16 protein-coding genes are annotated in these 14,610 nt (G+C 71.3%); 6 read left to right on the forward strand and 10 right to left on the reverse strand.

Annotation, left to right across the window (positions count from 1 at the left end):
- Positions 1 to 11: 11 nt before the first annotated feature.
- The gene (locus ACFVS9_RS19085; protein WP_383114866.1) at positions 12 to 632 is read right to left on the reverse strand and encodes a TetR/AcrR family transcriptional regulator; all 621 of its coding nucleotides are present in this window, start codon (positions 630 to 632) and stop codon (positions 12 to 14) included.
- Positions 633 to 1,199: 567 nt separating this feature from the next.
- Between ACFVS9_RS19085 and ACFVS9_RS19090 the strand changes: the two genes are divergently transcribed.
- Positions 1,200 to 2,408: an alpha/beta hydrolase family protein gene (locus tag ACFVS9_RS19090; RefSeq protein ID WP_389933763.1), complete on the forward strand. Its 1,209-nt coding sequence runs from the start codon at positions 1,200 to 1,202 to the stop codon at positions 2,406 to 2,408.
- 300 nt (positions 2,409 to 2,708) lie between these two features.
- Here ACFVS9_RS19090 and ACFVS9_RS19095 read toward each other — a convergent pair whose 3' ends face one another.
- The 5 genes from ACFVS9_RS19095 to ACFVS9_RS19115 all read right to left on the reverse strand — a co-directional run bounded on the left by ACFVS9_RS19095 (position 2,709) and on the right by ACFVS9_RS19115 (position 7,267).
- A complete protein-coding gene (locus tag ACFVS9_RS19095) occupies positions 2,709 to 4,064 on the reverse strand; it encodes a dicarboxylate/amino acid:cation symporter (RefSeq protein WP_389933766.1) in 1,356 nt (451 codons plus the stop codon).
- Positions 4,065 to 4,468: 404 nt separating this feature from the next.
- The gene (locus ACFVS9_RS19100; protein ID WP_383114832.1) at positions 4,469 to 4,765 is read right to left on the reverse strand and encodes a DUF4229 domain-containing protein; all 297 of its coding nucleotides are present in this window, start codon (positions 4,763 to 4,765) and stop codon (positions 4,469 to 4,471) included.
- Positions 4,766 to 4,878: 113 nt separating this feature from the next.
- Positions 4,879 to 5,406, reverse strand: coding sequence for a GNAT family N-acetyltransferase (locus tag ACFVS9_RS19105; protein WP_389933769.1), 528 nt, complete (start codon positions 5,404 to 5,406; stop codon positions 4,879 to 4,881).
- A gap of 149 nt (positions 5,407 to 5,555) precedes the next feature.
- Positions 5,556 to 6,719, reverse strand: a complete 1,164-nt coding sequence (gene mqnE, locus ACFVS9_RS19110; RefSeq protein WP_383114867.1) for an aminofutalosine synthase MqnE — start codon at positions 6,717 to 6,719, stop codon at positions 5,556 to 5,558.
- Positions 6,720 to 6,811: 92 nt separating this feature from the next.
- Positions 6,812 to 7,267 carry an Lrp/AsnC family transcriptional regulator gene (locus tag ACFVS9_RS19115; protein WP_147958957.1) on the reverse strand — a complete coding sequence of 152 codons (456 nt, stop codon included), beginning with the start codon at positions 7,265 to 7,267 and terminating at the stop codon, positions 6,812 to 6,814.
- A 121-nt stretch (positions 7,268 to 7,388) separates the two neighbouring features.
- Here ACFVS9_RS19115 and ACFVS9_RS19120 point away from each other — a divergent pair, with 121 nt between their 5' ends.
- Positions 7,389 to 7,538, forward strand: a complete 150-nt coding sequence (locus tag ACFVS9_RS19120) for a hypothetical protein (protein WP_383114869.1) — start codon at positions 7,389 to 7,391, stop codon at positions 7,536 to 7,538.
- A gap of 10 nt (positions 7,539 to 7,548) precedes the next feature.
- Here the strand turns inward: ACFVS9_RS19120 and ACFVS9_RS19125 are convergent, their stop codons facing one another.
- Positions 7,549 to 8,232 carry a UbiX family flavin prenyltransferase gene (locus tag ACFVS9_RS19125; RefSeq protein ID WP_383114834.1) on the reverse strand — a complete coding sequence of 228 codons (684 nt, stop codon included), beginning with the start codon at positions 8,230 to 8,232 and terminating at the stop codon, positions 7,549 to 7,551.
- A gap of 95 nt (positions 8,233 to 8,327) precedes the next feature.
- On the opposite strand from ACFVS9_RS19125, the gene ACFVS9_RS19130 reads away from it, so the two are divergent.
- Positions 8,328 to 8,933 carry a rhomboid family intramembrane serine protease gene (locus ACFVS9_RS19130; protein ID WP_383114835.1) on the forward strand — a complete coding sequence of 202 codons (606 nt, stop codon included), beginning with the start codon at positions 8,328 to 8,330 and terminating at the stop codon, positions 8,931 to 8,933.
- On the opposite strand, the gene mqnP is transcribed toward ACFVS9_RS19130, so the two are convergent.
- Both mqnP and ACFVS9_RS19140 read right to left on the reverse strand, forming a co-directional pair.
- A complete protein-coding gene (gene mqnP / locus ACFVS9_RS19135) occupies positions 8,923 to 9,834 on the reverse strand; it encodes a menaquinone biosynthesis prenyltransferase MqnP (protein ID WP_383114836.1) in 912 nt (303 codons plus the stop codon). The genes ACFVS9_RS19130 and mqnP overlap by 11 nt on opposite strands.
- Positions 9,831 to 11,288 (reverse strand): menaquinone biosynthesis decarboxylase, encoded by a 1,458-nt coding sequence (locus tag ACFVS9_RS19140; RefSeq protein WP_383114837.1) that lies wholly within the window; start codon positions 11,286 to 11,288, stop codon positions 9,831 to 9,833. The genes mqnP and ACFVS9_RS19140 overlap by 4 nt, the downstream gene beginning before the upstream one ends.
- Before the next feature lie 88 nt (positions 11,289 to 11,376).
- On the opposite strand from ACFVS9_RS19140, the gene ACFVS9_RS19145 reads away from it, so the two are divergent.
- Positions 11,377 to 11,784, forward strand: a complete 408-nt coding sequence (locus tag ACFVS9_RS19145) for a PLD nuclease N-terminal domain-containing protein (protein WP_383114838.1) — start codon at positions 11,377 to 11,379, stop codon at positions 11,782 to 11,784.
- 110 nt (positions 11,785 to 11,894) lie between these two features.
- On the opposite strand, the gene ACFVS9_RS19150 is transcribed toward ACFVS9_RS19145, so the two are convergent.
- A complete protein-coding gene (locus tag ACFVS9_RS19150; protein WP_389933776.1) occupies positions 11,895 to 12,335 on the reverse strand; it encodes a MarR family winged helix-turn-helix transcriptional regulator in 441 nt (146 codons plus the stop codon).
- Positions 12,336 to 12,534: 199 nt separating this feature from the next.
- Between ACFVS9_RS19150 and ACFVS9_RS19155 the strand changes: the two genes are divergently transcribed.
- Together ACFVS9_RS19155 and ACFVS9_RS19160 are read left to right on the forward strand one after the other, a co-directional pair.
- Positions 12,535 to 13,230, forward strand: a complete 696-nt coding sequence (locus ACFVS9_RS19155) for a type 1 glutamine amidotransferase domain-containing protein (protein WP_383114840.1) — start codon at positions 12,535 to 12,537, stop codon at positions 13,228 to 13,230.
- Entirely contained in the window at positions 13,227 to 14,552 is a 1,326-nt protein-coding gene (locus ACFVS9_RS19160; RefSeq protein WP_389933779.1) for an aldehyde dehydrogenase family protein, read from the forward strand. Before ACFVS9_RS19155 ends, ACFVS9_RS19160 begins: the two co-directional genes overlap by 4 nt.
- Positions 14,553 to 14,610 lie beyond the last annotated feature (58 nt).

The raw sequence follows: 14,610 nt of genomic DNA on the forward strand, positions 1-14,610 counted from the left end.
AACCGGAAGCCCTACTCCCCCCGGGACTGCCAGCCGCGCCCGTGCATGAGGTTCTCCAGCCCCGCCCACGAGAAGTTCATCAGGGTGGTGGCGGCCTCCTTGGCCGAGACGCCGGGGGTGACGTTCGCCCATCCGGCGAGCGCCTCCGCCGCCCCCACCAGGGCCTGGGCGAGCCCTGCCACGTCCCGGTCGGGAAGGGCCGGATCATGGTGCGCCTCACGCGCCGCCGCACCGATCAGACCCGTCACGAACGCAACGATCTCCTCGCGCAGCGCCCCCACCTCGCCGACGAACGGCTCCCCGTGCGAGCTCGCCTGCTGGTGCAGGACCGCCCAGCCGTCCGGGTTCTCCGCCGTGTGCGTGAAGAACGCCCGCAGCCCCGCCCACAGTTGGCCATCAGCCGGAATACCCGGCTCCACCGCCGCCTGCACGGCCTCCACCAGCGCTTTCGCCTCGCGCCTGATGCACGCGGTGAAGAGCTCCTCCTTGGAATTCAGGTACAGGTAGACCAAGGGCTTGGACACACCGGCCAGTTCCGCGATCTCGTCCATCGAGGCGGCCCGGTAGCCGCGCTGCGCGAACGTCCGCACGGCGGCGTCCATCATCTGCTGCTCGCGCACCGCGCGCGGCATCCGTTTGCTCTTCGTCGCACTCACGTCAGACATCCCTCCCGCCCCCACGGCGCCACTCACCGGTAAGGGTACGGCGCGGCCCTGTCAGCCGTCGTACGGAAGGGACGCCGCCCGGCCCCGGCGCCCGGTGACCACGCACCGGGCCACCCGGGCCGCCCGAGACCACCCAGGACTGCCCACCGCCCGGGACCACCCGGGACCACCCGCCGCCCAGGACCACCCGGGACCGCCCGCCGCCCAGGACCGCCGTGGGCCGGGACCATCCAGGACCGCCGAGGCCCCGCAGCCCGGGACCGCCCCGCGACGGGCGGGCCACGACACCCGCGCGGGCCGCCCTTCCGGCGCCGGGGCACACCCCCGCACGACGAGGGCCGCCGCCGGACCGACGGCACCCCGACCGCCCGCGCACTCCCCCACGCGCCGCCGAACGCGGCGGCACCCGCACCCCGCACTCCTCCGTAGGCCCTGCGGTCTACCCAGGGCCTACTCACGGACGACCCCGGGCCCCTCCTGGATCGGACCCCGGGCCGATGCCGCGCCCCGGTTCCGCCGCCTAGTGTCCTTCGCATGACGCCGAGACTCCGCAGACGAACGGCCGCCACCGCCCTCGCAGCCATGGTCCTGCTGGCCCTGCCCGCCGCCACCGCCCACGCGTGGCCAGGCCCCGGTCCCACCGCGGCCGGGGCCGCCCCGGCCGCCACCGCGCTCGAACTGCCGCGCCCGACCGGCCCGTACGCGGTCGGCGCCGAGGTCCTGCACCTGACCGACCACGGCCGGGCCGACCCGTGGGTCCCGGGTGCGGGGGCCCGGGAGCTGATGGTGTCGGTCCACCACCCCGCCCGCCCCGGCGGCGGCGCCCCCGCCCCCTACATGAGCGACGACGAGGCCCGGCTGCTCCTGGCGCAGCGGGGGCTGGGCGGCGTCGTGCCCGCCGGGGTCGTCAGCTCCGCCTCCACCCATGCCCGTACGGACGCTCCGCCCGCCCGGGGACGCTTCCCGCTGGTGCTGCTCTCGCCCGGCTTCGGCGCGCCCCGCGCCACGCTGACCTCCCTCGCGGTGGACCTGGCGAGCCGCGGTTACGTGGTGGCGAGCGTCGATCACGCCTACGAGTCCAGCGGGACGTCCTTCCCCGGCGGTCGGACCCTCACCTGCGCGGCCTGCGACGTGGCCGAGGCGGCACCGGACGACGACGCCGAGCGGGACGTGCTGAGGACCGTCTCCACCGGGCGGGCCGCCGATCTCTCGTTCGTGCTCGACCGGCTGACCGGCCCGCACCCCGCCTGGGAGCACTCCCGCATGATCGACCGGCGCCGGATCGCCGCCGCGGGACACTCCGTCGGGGGGAGCGCGGCGGCCTCGGCGATGCTCGCCGACCCCCGCGTCGGCGCGGGGGTCGACATGGACGGCACGTTCTTCGAGGACATACCCGCAACGGGCCTGGACGGTCGCCCGTTCCTGATGCTCGGCACCGACGCGGGCCACCGCCCCGGGGGCGCGGACGGCTCCTGGGACGAGGGCTACCAACACCTGGACGGCTGGAAGCGCTGGCTCACGGTCCGGGGATCCGGGCACTTCACGTTCACGGACCTCCCGGAGCTCGGCGAGCGGCTGGGCCTGCCGGCGGATCCCTCGGCCCCGCTCTCCGGCGCCCGCTCGACGGAGGTGACCCGGGACTACGTGGCGGCCTTCCTCGACCTGCACCTGAAGGGCCGGCACCGTCCGCTCCTTGACGGCGCGACCCCGGACAACCCCGAGGTGGTCTTCAACAACCCCTGACGCCCGGGGGAGTCCGCCCGTACGCAGGTCCGGACGGGTTCGACCACCGCGTGCGGATCACGCAGCCGGACGGGCTGCCCCCGGTCGGTCACGGTCAGCCCGAACCGGTCGTGACCGGGCGGGCCGAGGGCCCCGTACTCCAGCCAGGTCCGCTCGATGTCCTCCCGGAGGGACCCGGGGCCGTACTGCCGCAACCACCTCATGGACATACTGGGCACCTGACCCCGCACACGCGAAACCGCCCCGCCCCCGGCAGGAACCAGGGGGCGGGGCGGCCTCTCGCGCCGGGCGCGGGTGTCGCTACGCGGCGACGGGCACGCCCGACGGCTGCGCGTCGGCCGGCTCGGGCTCGTCGACCGGGGAGGACGACGCCGAGTTGTACGCGTCGTGGTCGAGGATCTTCTCGCGGGCCGCGACGATCACCGGGACCAGCGCCTGGCCCGCCACGTTCGTCGCGGTGCGCATCATGTCCAGGATCGGGTCGATGGCGAGGAGCAGGCCCACGCCCTCCAGCGGGAGGCCCAGGGTCGACAGGGTCAGGGTCAGCATGACCGTGGCGCCGGTGAGTCCGGCGGTGGCCGCCGAGCCGATGACCGAGACGAACGCGATCAGGACGTAGTCACCGATGCCGAGCTGGACGTCGAAGATCTGCGCGATGAAGATCGCCGCCAGCGCCGGGTAGATCGCGGCGCAGCCGTCCATCTTCGTCGTGGCGCCGAACGGGACGGCGAAGGAGGCGTACTCCTTCGGGACGCCGAGGCGCTCGGTGACCTTCTGGGTGACCGGCATCGTGCCGACCGAGGAGCGGGAGACGAAGGCCAGCTGGATCGCGGGCCAGGCGCCCTTGAAGAACTGGAGCGGGCTGACCTTGGCGACCGTGGCGAGGAGCAGCGGGTAGACGCCGAACAGCACGAGGGCGCAGCCGATGTAGACGTCCGCGGTGAACGTGGCGTACTTGCCGATCAGGTCCCAGCCGTAGTCGGCGATCGCGTAGCCGATGAGGCCGACGGTACCGATGGGGGCGAGGCGGATGACCCACCACAGGGCCTTCTGGAGGAGCTCCAGGACCGACTCGCTGAGGGTGAGGATCGGCTTGGCCTTCTCACCGAGCTTGAGTGCGGCGATGCCGGCGACGGCGGCCATGAAGACGATCTGCAGGACGTTCAGCTCGGTGAACGGTGTGATGACGTCGGTGGGGATGATGCCCGTGAGGAAGTCGAGCCAGGAGCCCGCGTGCTCGGGCTTGGCGCCGTCCTTCGGGGTGAGGCCGGTGCCGGAGCCCGGGTTGGTGATCAGGCCGATCGCGAGGCCGATGGCGACGGCGATCAGCGAGGTGATCATGAACCAGAGCAGGGTGCGGGTCGCCAGCCTGGCGGCGTTGTTGACCTTGCGCAGGTTGGTGATCGACACCAGGATCGCGAAGAAGACGAGCGGCGCGACGGCCAGCTTCAGCAGCTGGACGAAGATGTGGCCGACCTGGTCGAGGGTGGTGTAGAGCCACCCGATCTCGTAGCTGCGGGTGATCCAGCCGAGCAGGACGCCGAGGACCAGACCGGCGACTATCTGGATCCAGAACGGGACGCTGGGCAGCCGGAAGCCGGAACCGGACGGCTTACCGGCTTCGGTCTCGGCGGGGGGCGCGGAATTCGCGGACACGGACACACTCCAGATGTGACGCATCGGGACGTACGAGGACAGACGTACGGTCGTGCGGTCGAACAGGGGGACGGGGGTGCGGCGCCCGCGTCAAGGGCGGCGCCGCTGCATGATGCCGGTTCAGACGTTGCGGCAACAGACCGCGGACATACAGCGGCAGAGATCGACATGCAGGCGCACCACGAGCGGGACGCCCAGGGCGTGGTGGGTGCGCACAGCTGTGTTCATGTCGAATACGTTAACACTGCAACTTTGAGAACCTCAAAGGTCCGCTTCTTGATCAACTTCTTCGCGCGGAAGCCCGGACACGCGGAAACCCCGGTACGGGAGCGGCTGCTCCGGTCCGGGGCTTCGTCTGTACGGGGGCGCGGTGTGAGGAACCTTACGCGGCCCTTACGCGGCGCCTACTGGGCGACGCTGTCCTCGCGGGTGCGGTTCGCGTCGAGCCGCGCCTTCGTCCGGTCGACCGACGAGATGATCTGCTCGGACATCTCGTCGCGCTGCTTGCGCAGCAGGATGAAGCTCAGGGGGGCCGACAGCAGCAGGCCGAGGAGGATGACCCAGACGACGTTGGAGCCGCCGACACCCGAGGGCAGCAGGCCGAAGTGGACGGCCAGGCCGGCGACGAAGAAGCAGCCGACGAAAATCAGCAGGCGCATGGCGGTGTACCGGATCGTTGCGCTCGGCTTGGCAGCGGACACGGCTGGCCTTCTCTCTACGTCCGACGTTCATGCGGTCGTTCAGTCTGGGATCCTGCCCGACCAGTGAAGCATGACCCGAATTCGATCAGTTCGCTGGGTTCCCCCTGGCACCCCTACCGGAACAGCGGGAGCAGCATGATGACGTCGTCGCGGTAGTCGTCCTCGGCGACCCGGATGGCGTTCGGGACCCGGCCGACCTCCTTGTACCCGCAGGCGGTGTAGAAGCGGTCGGCCCCCGTACCGCCGCGGCAGGTGAGGCGGATGGCGTCGATGCCGTCGAGCGCCAGGGCGGCGTCGGCGGTGGCCGCCATCAGGGCGCGCCCGTAGCCCTTGCCCTGGTGGCGGGGGTGGACCATCACCGTGTATGCGCCGATCCAGTGCCGCATGAGCCGGTGGGTGTTGCGTGTCAGGAAGGCGGTGGCGGCCACCGCGCCGTCCTCGTCCCGCCCGACGACCAGGTGGGTGCGGCCCTCGGCCATCGCGGCGAGGTGCTTGACCAGCTCCGGCCTGACCTCGTGGTGCGTGACGGGCGGCACGAAGCCGACGGCCCCGCCGGCGTTGCTGACGTCGGCCCAGAGCGCGGTGATGCCGTCCCGCAGGGTCCGGTCGAACGCGGGATCCACTTCGAATGTAAGCGCCATATGGCGAGGTTAACTATTACGAGGTTCGCTCTTCAACCCGCGTCCAGCACGCGAGAAAGCCCCGGCCGGGGGACGGCAGGCCGGGACTTCCGTACAGCGGGACGCCCGCACCACCCGCGGCGGGGCGGGGCGTCGGGCGGGTGCGGACCTCAGACGCGCATGGGCTGCGGGGTCTCGCGCCGGCCGGCGTCCGGCCCCGGGTACTCGCGCAGGATCTCGTACCGGGTGTTGCGCTCCACGGGCCGGAAGCCCGCGTCCCGGATGAGGTCGAGCAGGTCCTCACGGCCGAGCTTGTTCGGGGTGCCGTAGTCGTCGGCGTCGTGCGTGATCTTGTACTCGACGACCGAGCCGTCCATGTCGTCCGCGCCGTGCTGGAGCGCGAGCTGCGCCGTCTGCACGCCGTGCATCACCCAGAAGACCTTGACGTGCGGGACGTTGTCGAAGAGCAGCCGCGAGACCGCGAAGGTCTTCAGCGCCTCGGCCCCGGTCGCCATCGACGTCCGCGCCTGGAGGGTGTTGCGGACCTTGCCGTCCTTCATGTCGACGAAGTCGTGCTGGTAGCGCAGCGGGATGAAGACCTGGAAGCCGCCGGTCTCGTCCTGCATCTCCCGCAGCCGCAGCACGTGGTCGACGCGGTGACGGGGCTCCTCGATGTGCCCGTACAGCATCGTCGCCGGGGTCTTGAGACCCTTCTCGTGCGCGAGGCGGTGGATGCGCGACCAGTCCTCCCAGTGGGTGTTGTGGTCGACGATGTGCTGGCGGACCTCCCAGTCGAAGATCTCCGCGCCGCCGCCGGTCAGCGACTCCAGACCGGCCTCGATCAGCTCGTCGAGGATCTCGGAGGCCGAGAGCCCCGAGATGGTCTCGAAGTGGTGGATCTCCGTCGCGGTGAACGCCTTGAGCGCGACCTCCGGCAGGGCTTCCTTGAGCGCGCTGAGCGAGCGCGGGTAGTAGCGCCACGGCAGGGTCGGGTGCAGCCCGTTGACGATGTGCAGCTCGGTGAGGTTCTCGCCCTGCATCGCCTTCGCGAGCCGGACGGCCTCCTCGATGCGCATCGTGTACGCGTCCTTCTCGCCCGGCTTGCGCTGGAACGAGCAGTACGCGCAGGACGCGGTGCACACGTTGGTCATGTTGAGGTGGCGGTTGACGTTGAAGTGGACGACGTCGCCGTTCTTCCTCGTGCGCACCTCGTGGGCCAGCCCGCCGAGCCATGCGAGGTCGTCGGACCCGTAGAGCGCGATCCCGTCCTCGCGGGTCAGCCGCTCGCCGGCCCGGACCTTCTCCTCCAGCTCGCGCTTGAGTCCCGCGTCCACTAGGGCGCCTCCCATGTCTCTGTCCAGCCGTTCCGGCAGCCCACGGTACTCCCCCGCCTCCGAGGCGCGGGGACCCCCACCGCCTCTCCGCCTCACACCTCCTCGGGGAGCTCCCCGACCCGGTTCTCCCACTTGGTGGACAGCACGACCGTGGTACGGGTCCGGGAGACCCCCTTGGTGCCGCTGAGCCTGCGGATCGTCCTCTCCAGGCCGTCCACGTCGCCGACCCGGACCTTGAGCATGAACGAGTCGTCGCCCGCGATGAACCAGCAGTCCTCGATCTCGGCGAGGTCCTTCAGCCGGTGCGCCACGTCCTCGTGGTCGGCGGCGTCGGAGAGCGAGATGCCGATGAGCGCGGTGACGCCGAGCCCCAGCGACGCGGAGTCGACGGTCGCGCGGTAGCCGGTGATGACCCCGGCGGTTTCCAGCCGGTTGATGCGGTCGGTGACGCTGGGCCCGGAGAGCCCGACGAGCCGTCCCAGCTCGGCGTACGAGGCCCTGCCGTTCTCTCTGAGGGCCTGGATGAGCTGCCTGTCCACCGCGTCCATATGACTGAAACCTTCCATTGTTCAGCAGTACCGCGAGTCTACGTGTAGAATCTAAGGCGCAACAGGGTCAGACCCTGTAAATCTTTCTCATCATCCAAGAAACGCTTTCGAATCTTCAGGAGTGAACGTCACCGTGTACTCGATCGAGATGGCCTACGCCCGGATGCGCGAGCTGCAGGACCTGGCCAACCGCTCGCGTGCCCACCAGCCCGCCGCCGCCCACCGGGTCGACCGCACCCGCGGCCCGCGTGTGAAGGGGAAGAAGCGCTGACCCCACCGGTTCAGCCCCGGGAGGCGCCACCGAGCTCCCCTTCCCACCGGCGGTAGAGCCGGTGCGGCACCCCCGCCGCGTCCAGCACCCGCCCGGCGACGAAGTCCACCAGGTCCTGGATGTGCGTCGCCCCCGCGTAGAACCCCGGGGAGGCGGGCAGCACGACGGCGCCCGCCTCGTCGAGCGCCACCATCTGCCGGAGCGTCGAACCGCTGAGCGGGGTCTCCCGCACGGCGACGACCAGCTTCCGCCGCTCCTTGAGCGTCACGCTCGCGGCCCGCTGCAACAGGTCCTTCGAGAGCCCGAGCGCCACCCCGGCCACACACGCCGTGGAGGCCGGGACGATCAGCATCCCCTTCGCCGGATACGACCCCGAGGACGGCCCGGCGGCCAGGTCACCCGCGGCCCAGTGGCGTACGCCGTCGACGTCGGGCCGGAACGTGTCCGGCCTGCCGTCCGCACCCCGCGCCAGCCAGGTACGCAGGTCCTCCCGCCAGTGGGCGTCACGGAACGCGATCCCCGTCTCGTCCAGGAGGGTCAGTCGCGAGGCGCGGCTGACCACGAGGTCGACGCTCTCCCCGGCGGCCAGCAGCCCGCGCAGCACCGAAGCCGCGAAGGGTGTGCCCGATGCGCCCGATACCCCGACAATCCAAGGCCTGCGCTGCTGCTGACTCTCTGAAGTCCCGGCTGTCACACCGCCGAGCCTATCCGGCGCCCCCCTCCAGGAACCGAGCCAGGGGCTCCGGACGTTGCGACGAATGAGGGAACAGCCACGAACAGGGGGTGCCCATGACCGGCAGTCGGACCAGCGCCACCGCACGGGCCGTCACGGCCGGCGGGGTCATGCTCGCCTGGATCGCCCTGCTGTGGCTCCTGGAGGGCATCGACACGGCGACGGGCCACTCCCTGGACACCTACGGCGTCAGCCCCCGCGAGCCCGCGGAGCTGGCCGACATCGTGCCGTCCGCGTTCCTGCACAGCGGCTGGGAGCACGTGGCGTCCAACACCGTCCCGCTGCTGGTCCTGGGCTTCATCGCCGCACTCGGCGGGATACGCAGGTTCGCCGCCGTCGTCCTCGTCGTGATCGTGACGTCCGGCCTCGGCGTGTGGCTCACCGCGCCGCCGAACACCGTGACGCTCGGCGCCTCCGGAGTCGTCTTCGGCCTCTTCGGCTATCTGCTGGTCCGCGGCTTCGTGGACCGCCGCCCGCTGGACATCGTGGTCGGCGTGGTCATCGCCGCGGTCTACGGCTCGCTGCTCTGGGGCGTCCTGCCGACCGACTCCGGCATCAGCTGGCAGGGTCACCTGTTCGGCCTCGTGGGCGGGGTGGTGGCGGCGTTCGTCCTGCGCCGCCCCCGCCGCCCCCAGGAGCCCCAGGGCTACGTCACGGTGTGAGGCCGCGCACCAGCAGGTCGAGCAGCGCACAGGCGAAGAGCGCGATCCCGATGAAGCCGTTGACCGAGAAGAAGGCACGGTTCAGCCGGGACAGGTCGTGCGGCCGCACCACCCGGTGCTCGTACACGAAGGCCACGGCGACGATCACCATGCCGATCCAGTAGAAGATCTCCGCGTCCGTCGCCAGTCCGAACCACACCAGCAGTCCGGTCGTCACCGCGTGGCAGACCCGCGCGCCCCACAGCGCGGCGGGGATGCCGAAGCGGGCGGGGAAGGAGAGCACCCCGTGGGCCCGGTCGGCCCGCACGTCCTGGCAGGCGAAGATCAGGTCGAAACCGCCGATCCAGATGCCGACGGCCAGTCCCAGGATCACCGCGTCCCACGACCAGCTCCCGGTCACCGCGAGCCAGGCGCCGATCGGCCCGATGGCCTGGGCGAGCCCCAGGATCGCGTGCGGGAAGTTCGTGAACCGCTTGCCGTACGGGTAGACGATCATCGGCACGACGGCGACCGGCGCCAGCACCAGGCACAGGGGGTTCAGCAGGGCGGCCGCGCCGAGGAAGACGGCCAGGGCGACGATCGCCCCGGTCCACGCGGACCTCACCGTGACCGCGCCGGTCACGAGCTCACGGCCCTCGGTACGCGGATTACGGGCGTCGATCTCCCGGTCGATGATCCGGTTGGCGGCCATGGCGAACGTACGCAGCCCGACCATGGCGACGGTGACGAGGAGCAGCTTGCCCCAGTGGATGTTCGCGTCCAGCTGGAACATCGCGGTCAGCGAGGCGATGTAGGCGAAGGGCAGCGCGAACACCGAGTGCTCGATCATCACCAGCCGCAGGAAAGCGCGGGACTTGCCGCGCGGCTGCGGGACAGCGGCTGCCGAGGCAGAGGCGGTCACAGGCCGTACTCCTTCCACCGGCGGTCGACCTTCGCCGCCGTCTCCGGGTCGGACTCGACCATCTCCGGCCAGCCCCCGTCCCGCGTGTACCCCTCCTCGGGCAGCTTGCGCGTCGCGTCGATGCCCGCCTTGCCGCCCCAGAACTGCTGGTAGGAGGCGTGGTCGAGGTGGTCGACCGGGCCTTCGGTGACCGTGAGGTCCCGGGCGTAGTCGGTGTTGCCGAGCGCCCGCCAGGCGACCTCGTGCAGGTCGTGGACGTCGCAGTCGGAGTCCACGACCACGATCAGCTTGGTCAGCGACATCATGTGCGCGCCCCAGATGGCGCTCATGACCTTCTGCGCGTGCTTCGGGTACTTCTTGTCGATCGAGACGATCGCGCAGTTGTGGAAGCCGCCCGCCTCGGGCAGGTGGTAGTCCACGATGTCCGGGACGATGATCTTGAGCAGCGGCAGGAAGAACCGTTCGGTCGCCCTGCCCAGCGGCCCGTCCTCGGTGGGCGGGCGGCCCACGACGATCGACTGGAGCAGCGGGCGCTTGCGCATCGTCACGCAGTCGATGGTCAGCGCGGGGAAGGGCTCCTGCGGGGTGTAGAAGCCGGTGTGGTCGCCGAACGGGCCCTCGGGCAGCATCTCGCCCGGCTCCAGCCAGCCCTCGATGACGACCTCCGCCTGCGCCGGGACCTGGAGGGGGACGGTCTTGCAGTCGACCATCTCGATCCGCTTGCCCTGGACGAAGCCGGCGAAGAGGTACTCGTCGATGTCCCCGGGCAGCGGGGCGGTGGAGGCGTACGTGACGGCGGGCGGGGCACCGAACGCGATGGCGACGGGCAGCTTCTCCCCGCGCCTGGCGGCGACCTGGTAGTGGTTGCGGCTGTCCTTGTGGATCTGCCAGTGCATCCCGATGGTGCGCTTGTCGTGGCGCTGGAGCCGGTAGAGCCCGAGGTTGCGGATCCCGGTCTCCGGGTCCTTGGTGTGGGTGAGGCCCAGGTTGAAGAAGGAGCCCCCGTCCCCGGGCCAGGTGAAGAGCGCGGGCAGCTGGTCGAGGTCCACGTCGTCGCCGGTCAGGACGACCTCCTGGACGGGGGCGCTGTCGGACTTCACCTTCTTCGGCGGCAGGTGGGTCACCGAGCCGAGCTTGCCGAACGCCTCGCGGATCCCGACGAACCCCTGCGGCAGCTCCGGCTTGAGGAGGCCGCCGATCCTGTCGCCGATCTCGGCGTAGGACTTCAGTCCGAGGGCCTTGAGCAGCCGCCGGTCGGTCCCGAAGACGTTCATGGCCAGGGGCATGGACGCCCCCTTGACGTTCTCGAAGAGCAGCGCGGGGCCGCCCGCCTTGTTCACCCGGTCGACGATCTCGCCGACCTCCAGATACGGGTCGACCTCGGCCTTGATGCGCTTGAGATCGCCCTCGCGCTCCAGAGCCCGGAGCAGGGAGCGAAGATCGTCGTAAGCCATAACGTCCAGTATCGGCCACCCGCTACCCTGGGCCCGTCACCGGGGGCAGGACAGCGCCTCCCCATCCCATCTCGGGGGACCCTTCACGATGCTCAGAGCCCTGCTCTACCTTCTGCCGCTGGCGTTGACGATCTTCGCGTTCATCGACTGCCTGAACACCCCGGAGGACGAGGCGAAGCACCTGCCGAAGGTGGCCTGGGTCTTCATCATCCTGCTGTTCTGGATCGTCGGCCCGATCGTCTGGCTCGCCGCGGGCAAGGTGCGCGAGGTGCCCGAGGGCGGCCGCACCCCCTCGGAGTGGCACCGCAGGCAGCGCACCACCTGGGTGGCACCCGACGACAACCCCGACTTCCTCAAGTCGCTGAAGGACGAGAACAAGAAGGACGAGTCGCTCCTCAAGGACTGGGAGGCCGACCTGCGCCGCCGCGAGGAGGAGATCAAGCGCCGGGAGAGCGGCGCGGGCCCCGAGGACCCGGCCCCGCCGGCGGCCTCGTGAGCCGGCCCTCATGAGCCGGTCCCCCGTCCGTGGGCCCCGAGAACGGGGCATCCTCACGGACGGGGCCCGCTGAACGGGGCCTCACACGTGACGGCCCCGCGGGCCCGGACTCACGGGGAGAGCAGGCGCCCCAGCCGGTCGAGCAGGGGCAGCAGGGCCGTGCGCTCCTCGGGACTGAGTGCTTCCAGGGCGCCGTGCACCACGCGCATCTCGGCGCGGATGCGGTGCGCCAGCTCGGTCCCCTCCGCCGTGCGGGAGGCCACCTTGGAGCGGCGGTCGCCGGGCGCGGGAGTGCGGGTCACCAGGCCGCGCGCCTCCATGCGGCCGATGAGGCCGGTGGCGTTGGAGGCGTCGCACACCAGATGACTGGCCAGCGCGCTCATGGGCATGGGTTCGTTGAGGGCGATCAGCGCGCGGGCCTGCGAGGTGCTGAGGCCGTGGCGTCCCGCGACGGCCGTGAGGTCGTCGTGATGGCCGCGGACGACGACTGCGAGGGGTTCCAGCAGTTCGTCCGGAGTAGGGACGGCGCGGGGTGCGGGTTCCGTCGTCATGGTCGGTCATCCTTCGGTCGGTACGCGTGGTCCGGAGGCCCTGGCTCTCTCCGCCACGCACCCGCATTCATTTGACATGCTCAACTTTGACCCGTTACATGAACGGTATTGCTTGAGCATATCAAGCTTCATGTTCCACGGCTCGCGTGTCTCACGTCCCACGTGCCTCACGCCTCGCGTCTCGTAGGGAGCACCCCCCATGCCCTCCGTACTCTTCGTCCTCACCGGTGCCGACCACTGGACCCTCAACGACGGCACCACCCACCCCACCGGCTTCTGGGCCGAGGAACTCGCGGCACCGCACCGCGTGTTCACCCAGGCCGGCTTCGACATCACCGTCGCCACCCCCGGCGGCGTCGCCCCCACGGTGGACGCCGCCAGCCTCGCCGCCGAGGCCAACGGCGGCCAGGACAAGGCCGACGCCGTGGCCTCGTACCTCGCCTCGATCGACGAGACGCTGCGCATCCCGGCCCGGCTGGAGGACATCGTCCCGACCTCCTACGACATCGTGTTCTACCCGGGCGGCCACGGCCCGATGGAGGACCTGGCCGTCAGCGAGGTGTCCGGCCGGCTGCTCACCTCGGCCCTGGACTCCGGCACGCAGATCGCCGTCCTGTGCCACGCGCCCGCCGCCCTGCTGCCCGCCCGGCGCGAGGACGGCAGCTGGCCCTTCGCCGGCTACCGCGTGACCGGGTTCAGCAACGCCGAGGAGACCCAGGCCGGCTTCGCCGCCAAGGCGCCCTGGCTCCTGGAGAGCCGTCTCGTCGAGCTCGGCGCCGACTACTCCGCCGCCGACCCGTGGTCGGTGCACACCGTGCACGACCGCAACCTGCACACCGGCCAGAACCCCGCCTCCTCCGAGCAGCTGGCCCGCGAGATCCTGGCGGCCCTGTGAGCGCCGCCGGGACCGGGCGGGAAGCCCCGGCCGACACCGTCGCCCGGCTGCGCGCCACCTTCCGTACCGGCCGCACCAGGGACCTCTCCTGGCGCACCGCCCAGCTGACGCGGCTGCGCGCCCTGCTCACCGAGCGCGGTGACGAACTGGCCGAGGCGCTCCACGCCGACCTGGGCAAGAGCCGCAAGGAGGCCTACCGGACCGAGATCGACTTCACCGTCCGCGAGATCGACCACACCCTGGAGCGCCTGGAGGGCTGGCTGGAGCCCGAGCCCGCCCCGGTGCCCGCGGTCCTCGCGGGGGCCACCGCCCACACCGTGCAGGACCCGCTCGGAGTGGTCCTGGTCATCGCTCCGTGGAACTACCCCGTGCAGCTCCTGCTCGCGCCCGTCGTGGGCGCGCTCGCCGCGGGCAACGCGGTCGTCGCCAAGCCCAGCGAGCTGGCGCCCGCGACCTCCGCCGCCGTGGCCCGGCTGGTGCCGCTGTACCTGGACACGGACGCCGTCGCCGTCGTGGAGGGCGCGGTACCGGAGACCACCGCCCTGCTCGCCGAGCGCTTCGACCACGTCTTCTACACCGGCAACGGCACCGTCGGCCGGATCGTGATGACGGCGGCGGCGAAGCACCTCACGCCGGTGACGCTCGAACTGGGCGGGAAGTCGCCCGTGTTCGTGGACCGGGAGACGGACCTGAAGACGGTCGCCGCCCGGCTGGCCTCGGGGAAGTTCCTCAACGCCGGCCAGACCTGCGTCGCCCCCGACTACGTCCTGACCGACCCGGAGACCGCGCCCGCCCTGGCGGACGCGCTCGCGGCGGCGGTCGAGGGCCTGTTCGGCGAGGACGCGTCCACCAGCCCGGAGTACGGCCGGATCGTGAACGAGCGCCACTTCGACCGCCTCGTGGCCCTCCTGGACTCCGGCCGCACGGTGACCGGCGGCACCCACGACCGGGACGGGAAGTACATCGCCCCGACCGTACTGGCCGATGTCGCCCCGGACTCGCCCGTGATGAGCGAGGAGATCTTCGGCCCGGTCCTGCCGATCGTCACCGTGGACGGGCTCGACGAGGCGATCGGCTTCATCAACGACCGCGACAAGCCGCTGGCCCTGTACGCGTTCACCCAGGACCCCTCCGTACGCCGGAGGCTGCTGTCCGAGACCTCGTCGGGCGGCGTGGGCCTGGGCCTGCCCCTCGCCCATCTGACCGTCTCGGACCTGCCGTTCGGCGGGGTCGGGGAGAGCGGCATGGGCAGCTACCACGGCCGGTACTCCCTGGAGACGTTCAGCCACCGCAAGGCGGTCCTGGACACCCCGCTGGGCTGACCGCGGATACGACGGGAGGGCGCGACCGCGGTGGTCGCGCCCTCCCGTCGTACGCGGG

This window comes from Streptomyces sp. NPDC058008 (genome assembly GCF_042886395.1).
In the GTDB taxonomy this organism is placed as follows: Bacteria; Actinomycetota; Actinomycetes; order Streptomycetales; family Streptomycetaceae; genus Streptomyces.

Excerpts from the sequence above, each read along its gene's own strand:
- ACFVS9_RS19085 (WP_383114866.1), bottom strand. The coding sequence starts at position 632 with ATGCCGCGCGCGGTGCGCGAGCAGCAGATGATGGACGCCGCCGTGCGG.
- ACFVS9_RS19145 (WP_383114838.1), top strand. The coding sequence starts at position 11,377 with ATGCTCAGAGCCCTGCTCTACCTTCTGCCGCTGGCGTTGACGATCTTC.
- ACFVS9_RS19155 (WP_383114840.1), top strand. The coding sequence starts at position 12,535 with ATGCCCTCCGTACTCTTCGTCCTCACCGGTGCCGACCACTGGACCCTC.
- ACFVS9_RS19105 (WP_389933769.1), bottom strand. The coding sequence starts at position 5,406 with ATGGCGCTTACATTCGAAGTGGATCCCGCGTTCGACCGGACCCTGCGG.
- ACFVS9_RS19140 (WP_383114837.1), bottom strand. The coding sequence starts at position 11,288 with ATGGCTTACGACGATCTTCGCTCCCTGCTCCGGGCTCTGGAGCGCGAG.
- ACFVS9_RS19150 (WP_389933776.1), bottom strand. The coding sequence starts at position 12,335 with ATGACGACGGAACCCGCACCCCGCGCCGTCCCTACTCCGGACGAACTG.
- ACFVS9_RS19130 (WP_383114835.1), top strand. The coding sequence starts at position 8,328 with ATGACCGGCAGTCGGACCAGCGCCACCGCACGGGCCGTCACGGCCGGC.
- ACFVS9_RS19115 (WP_147958957.1), bottom strand. The coding sequence starts at position 7,267 with ATGGACGCGGTGGACAGGCAGCTCATCCAGGCCCTCAGAGAGAACGGC.
- ACFVS9_RS19090 (WP_389933763.1), top strand. The coding sequence starts at position 1,200 with ATGACGCCGAGACTCCGCAGACGAACGGCCGCCACCGCCCTCGCAGCC.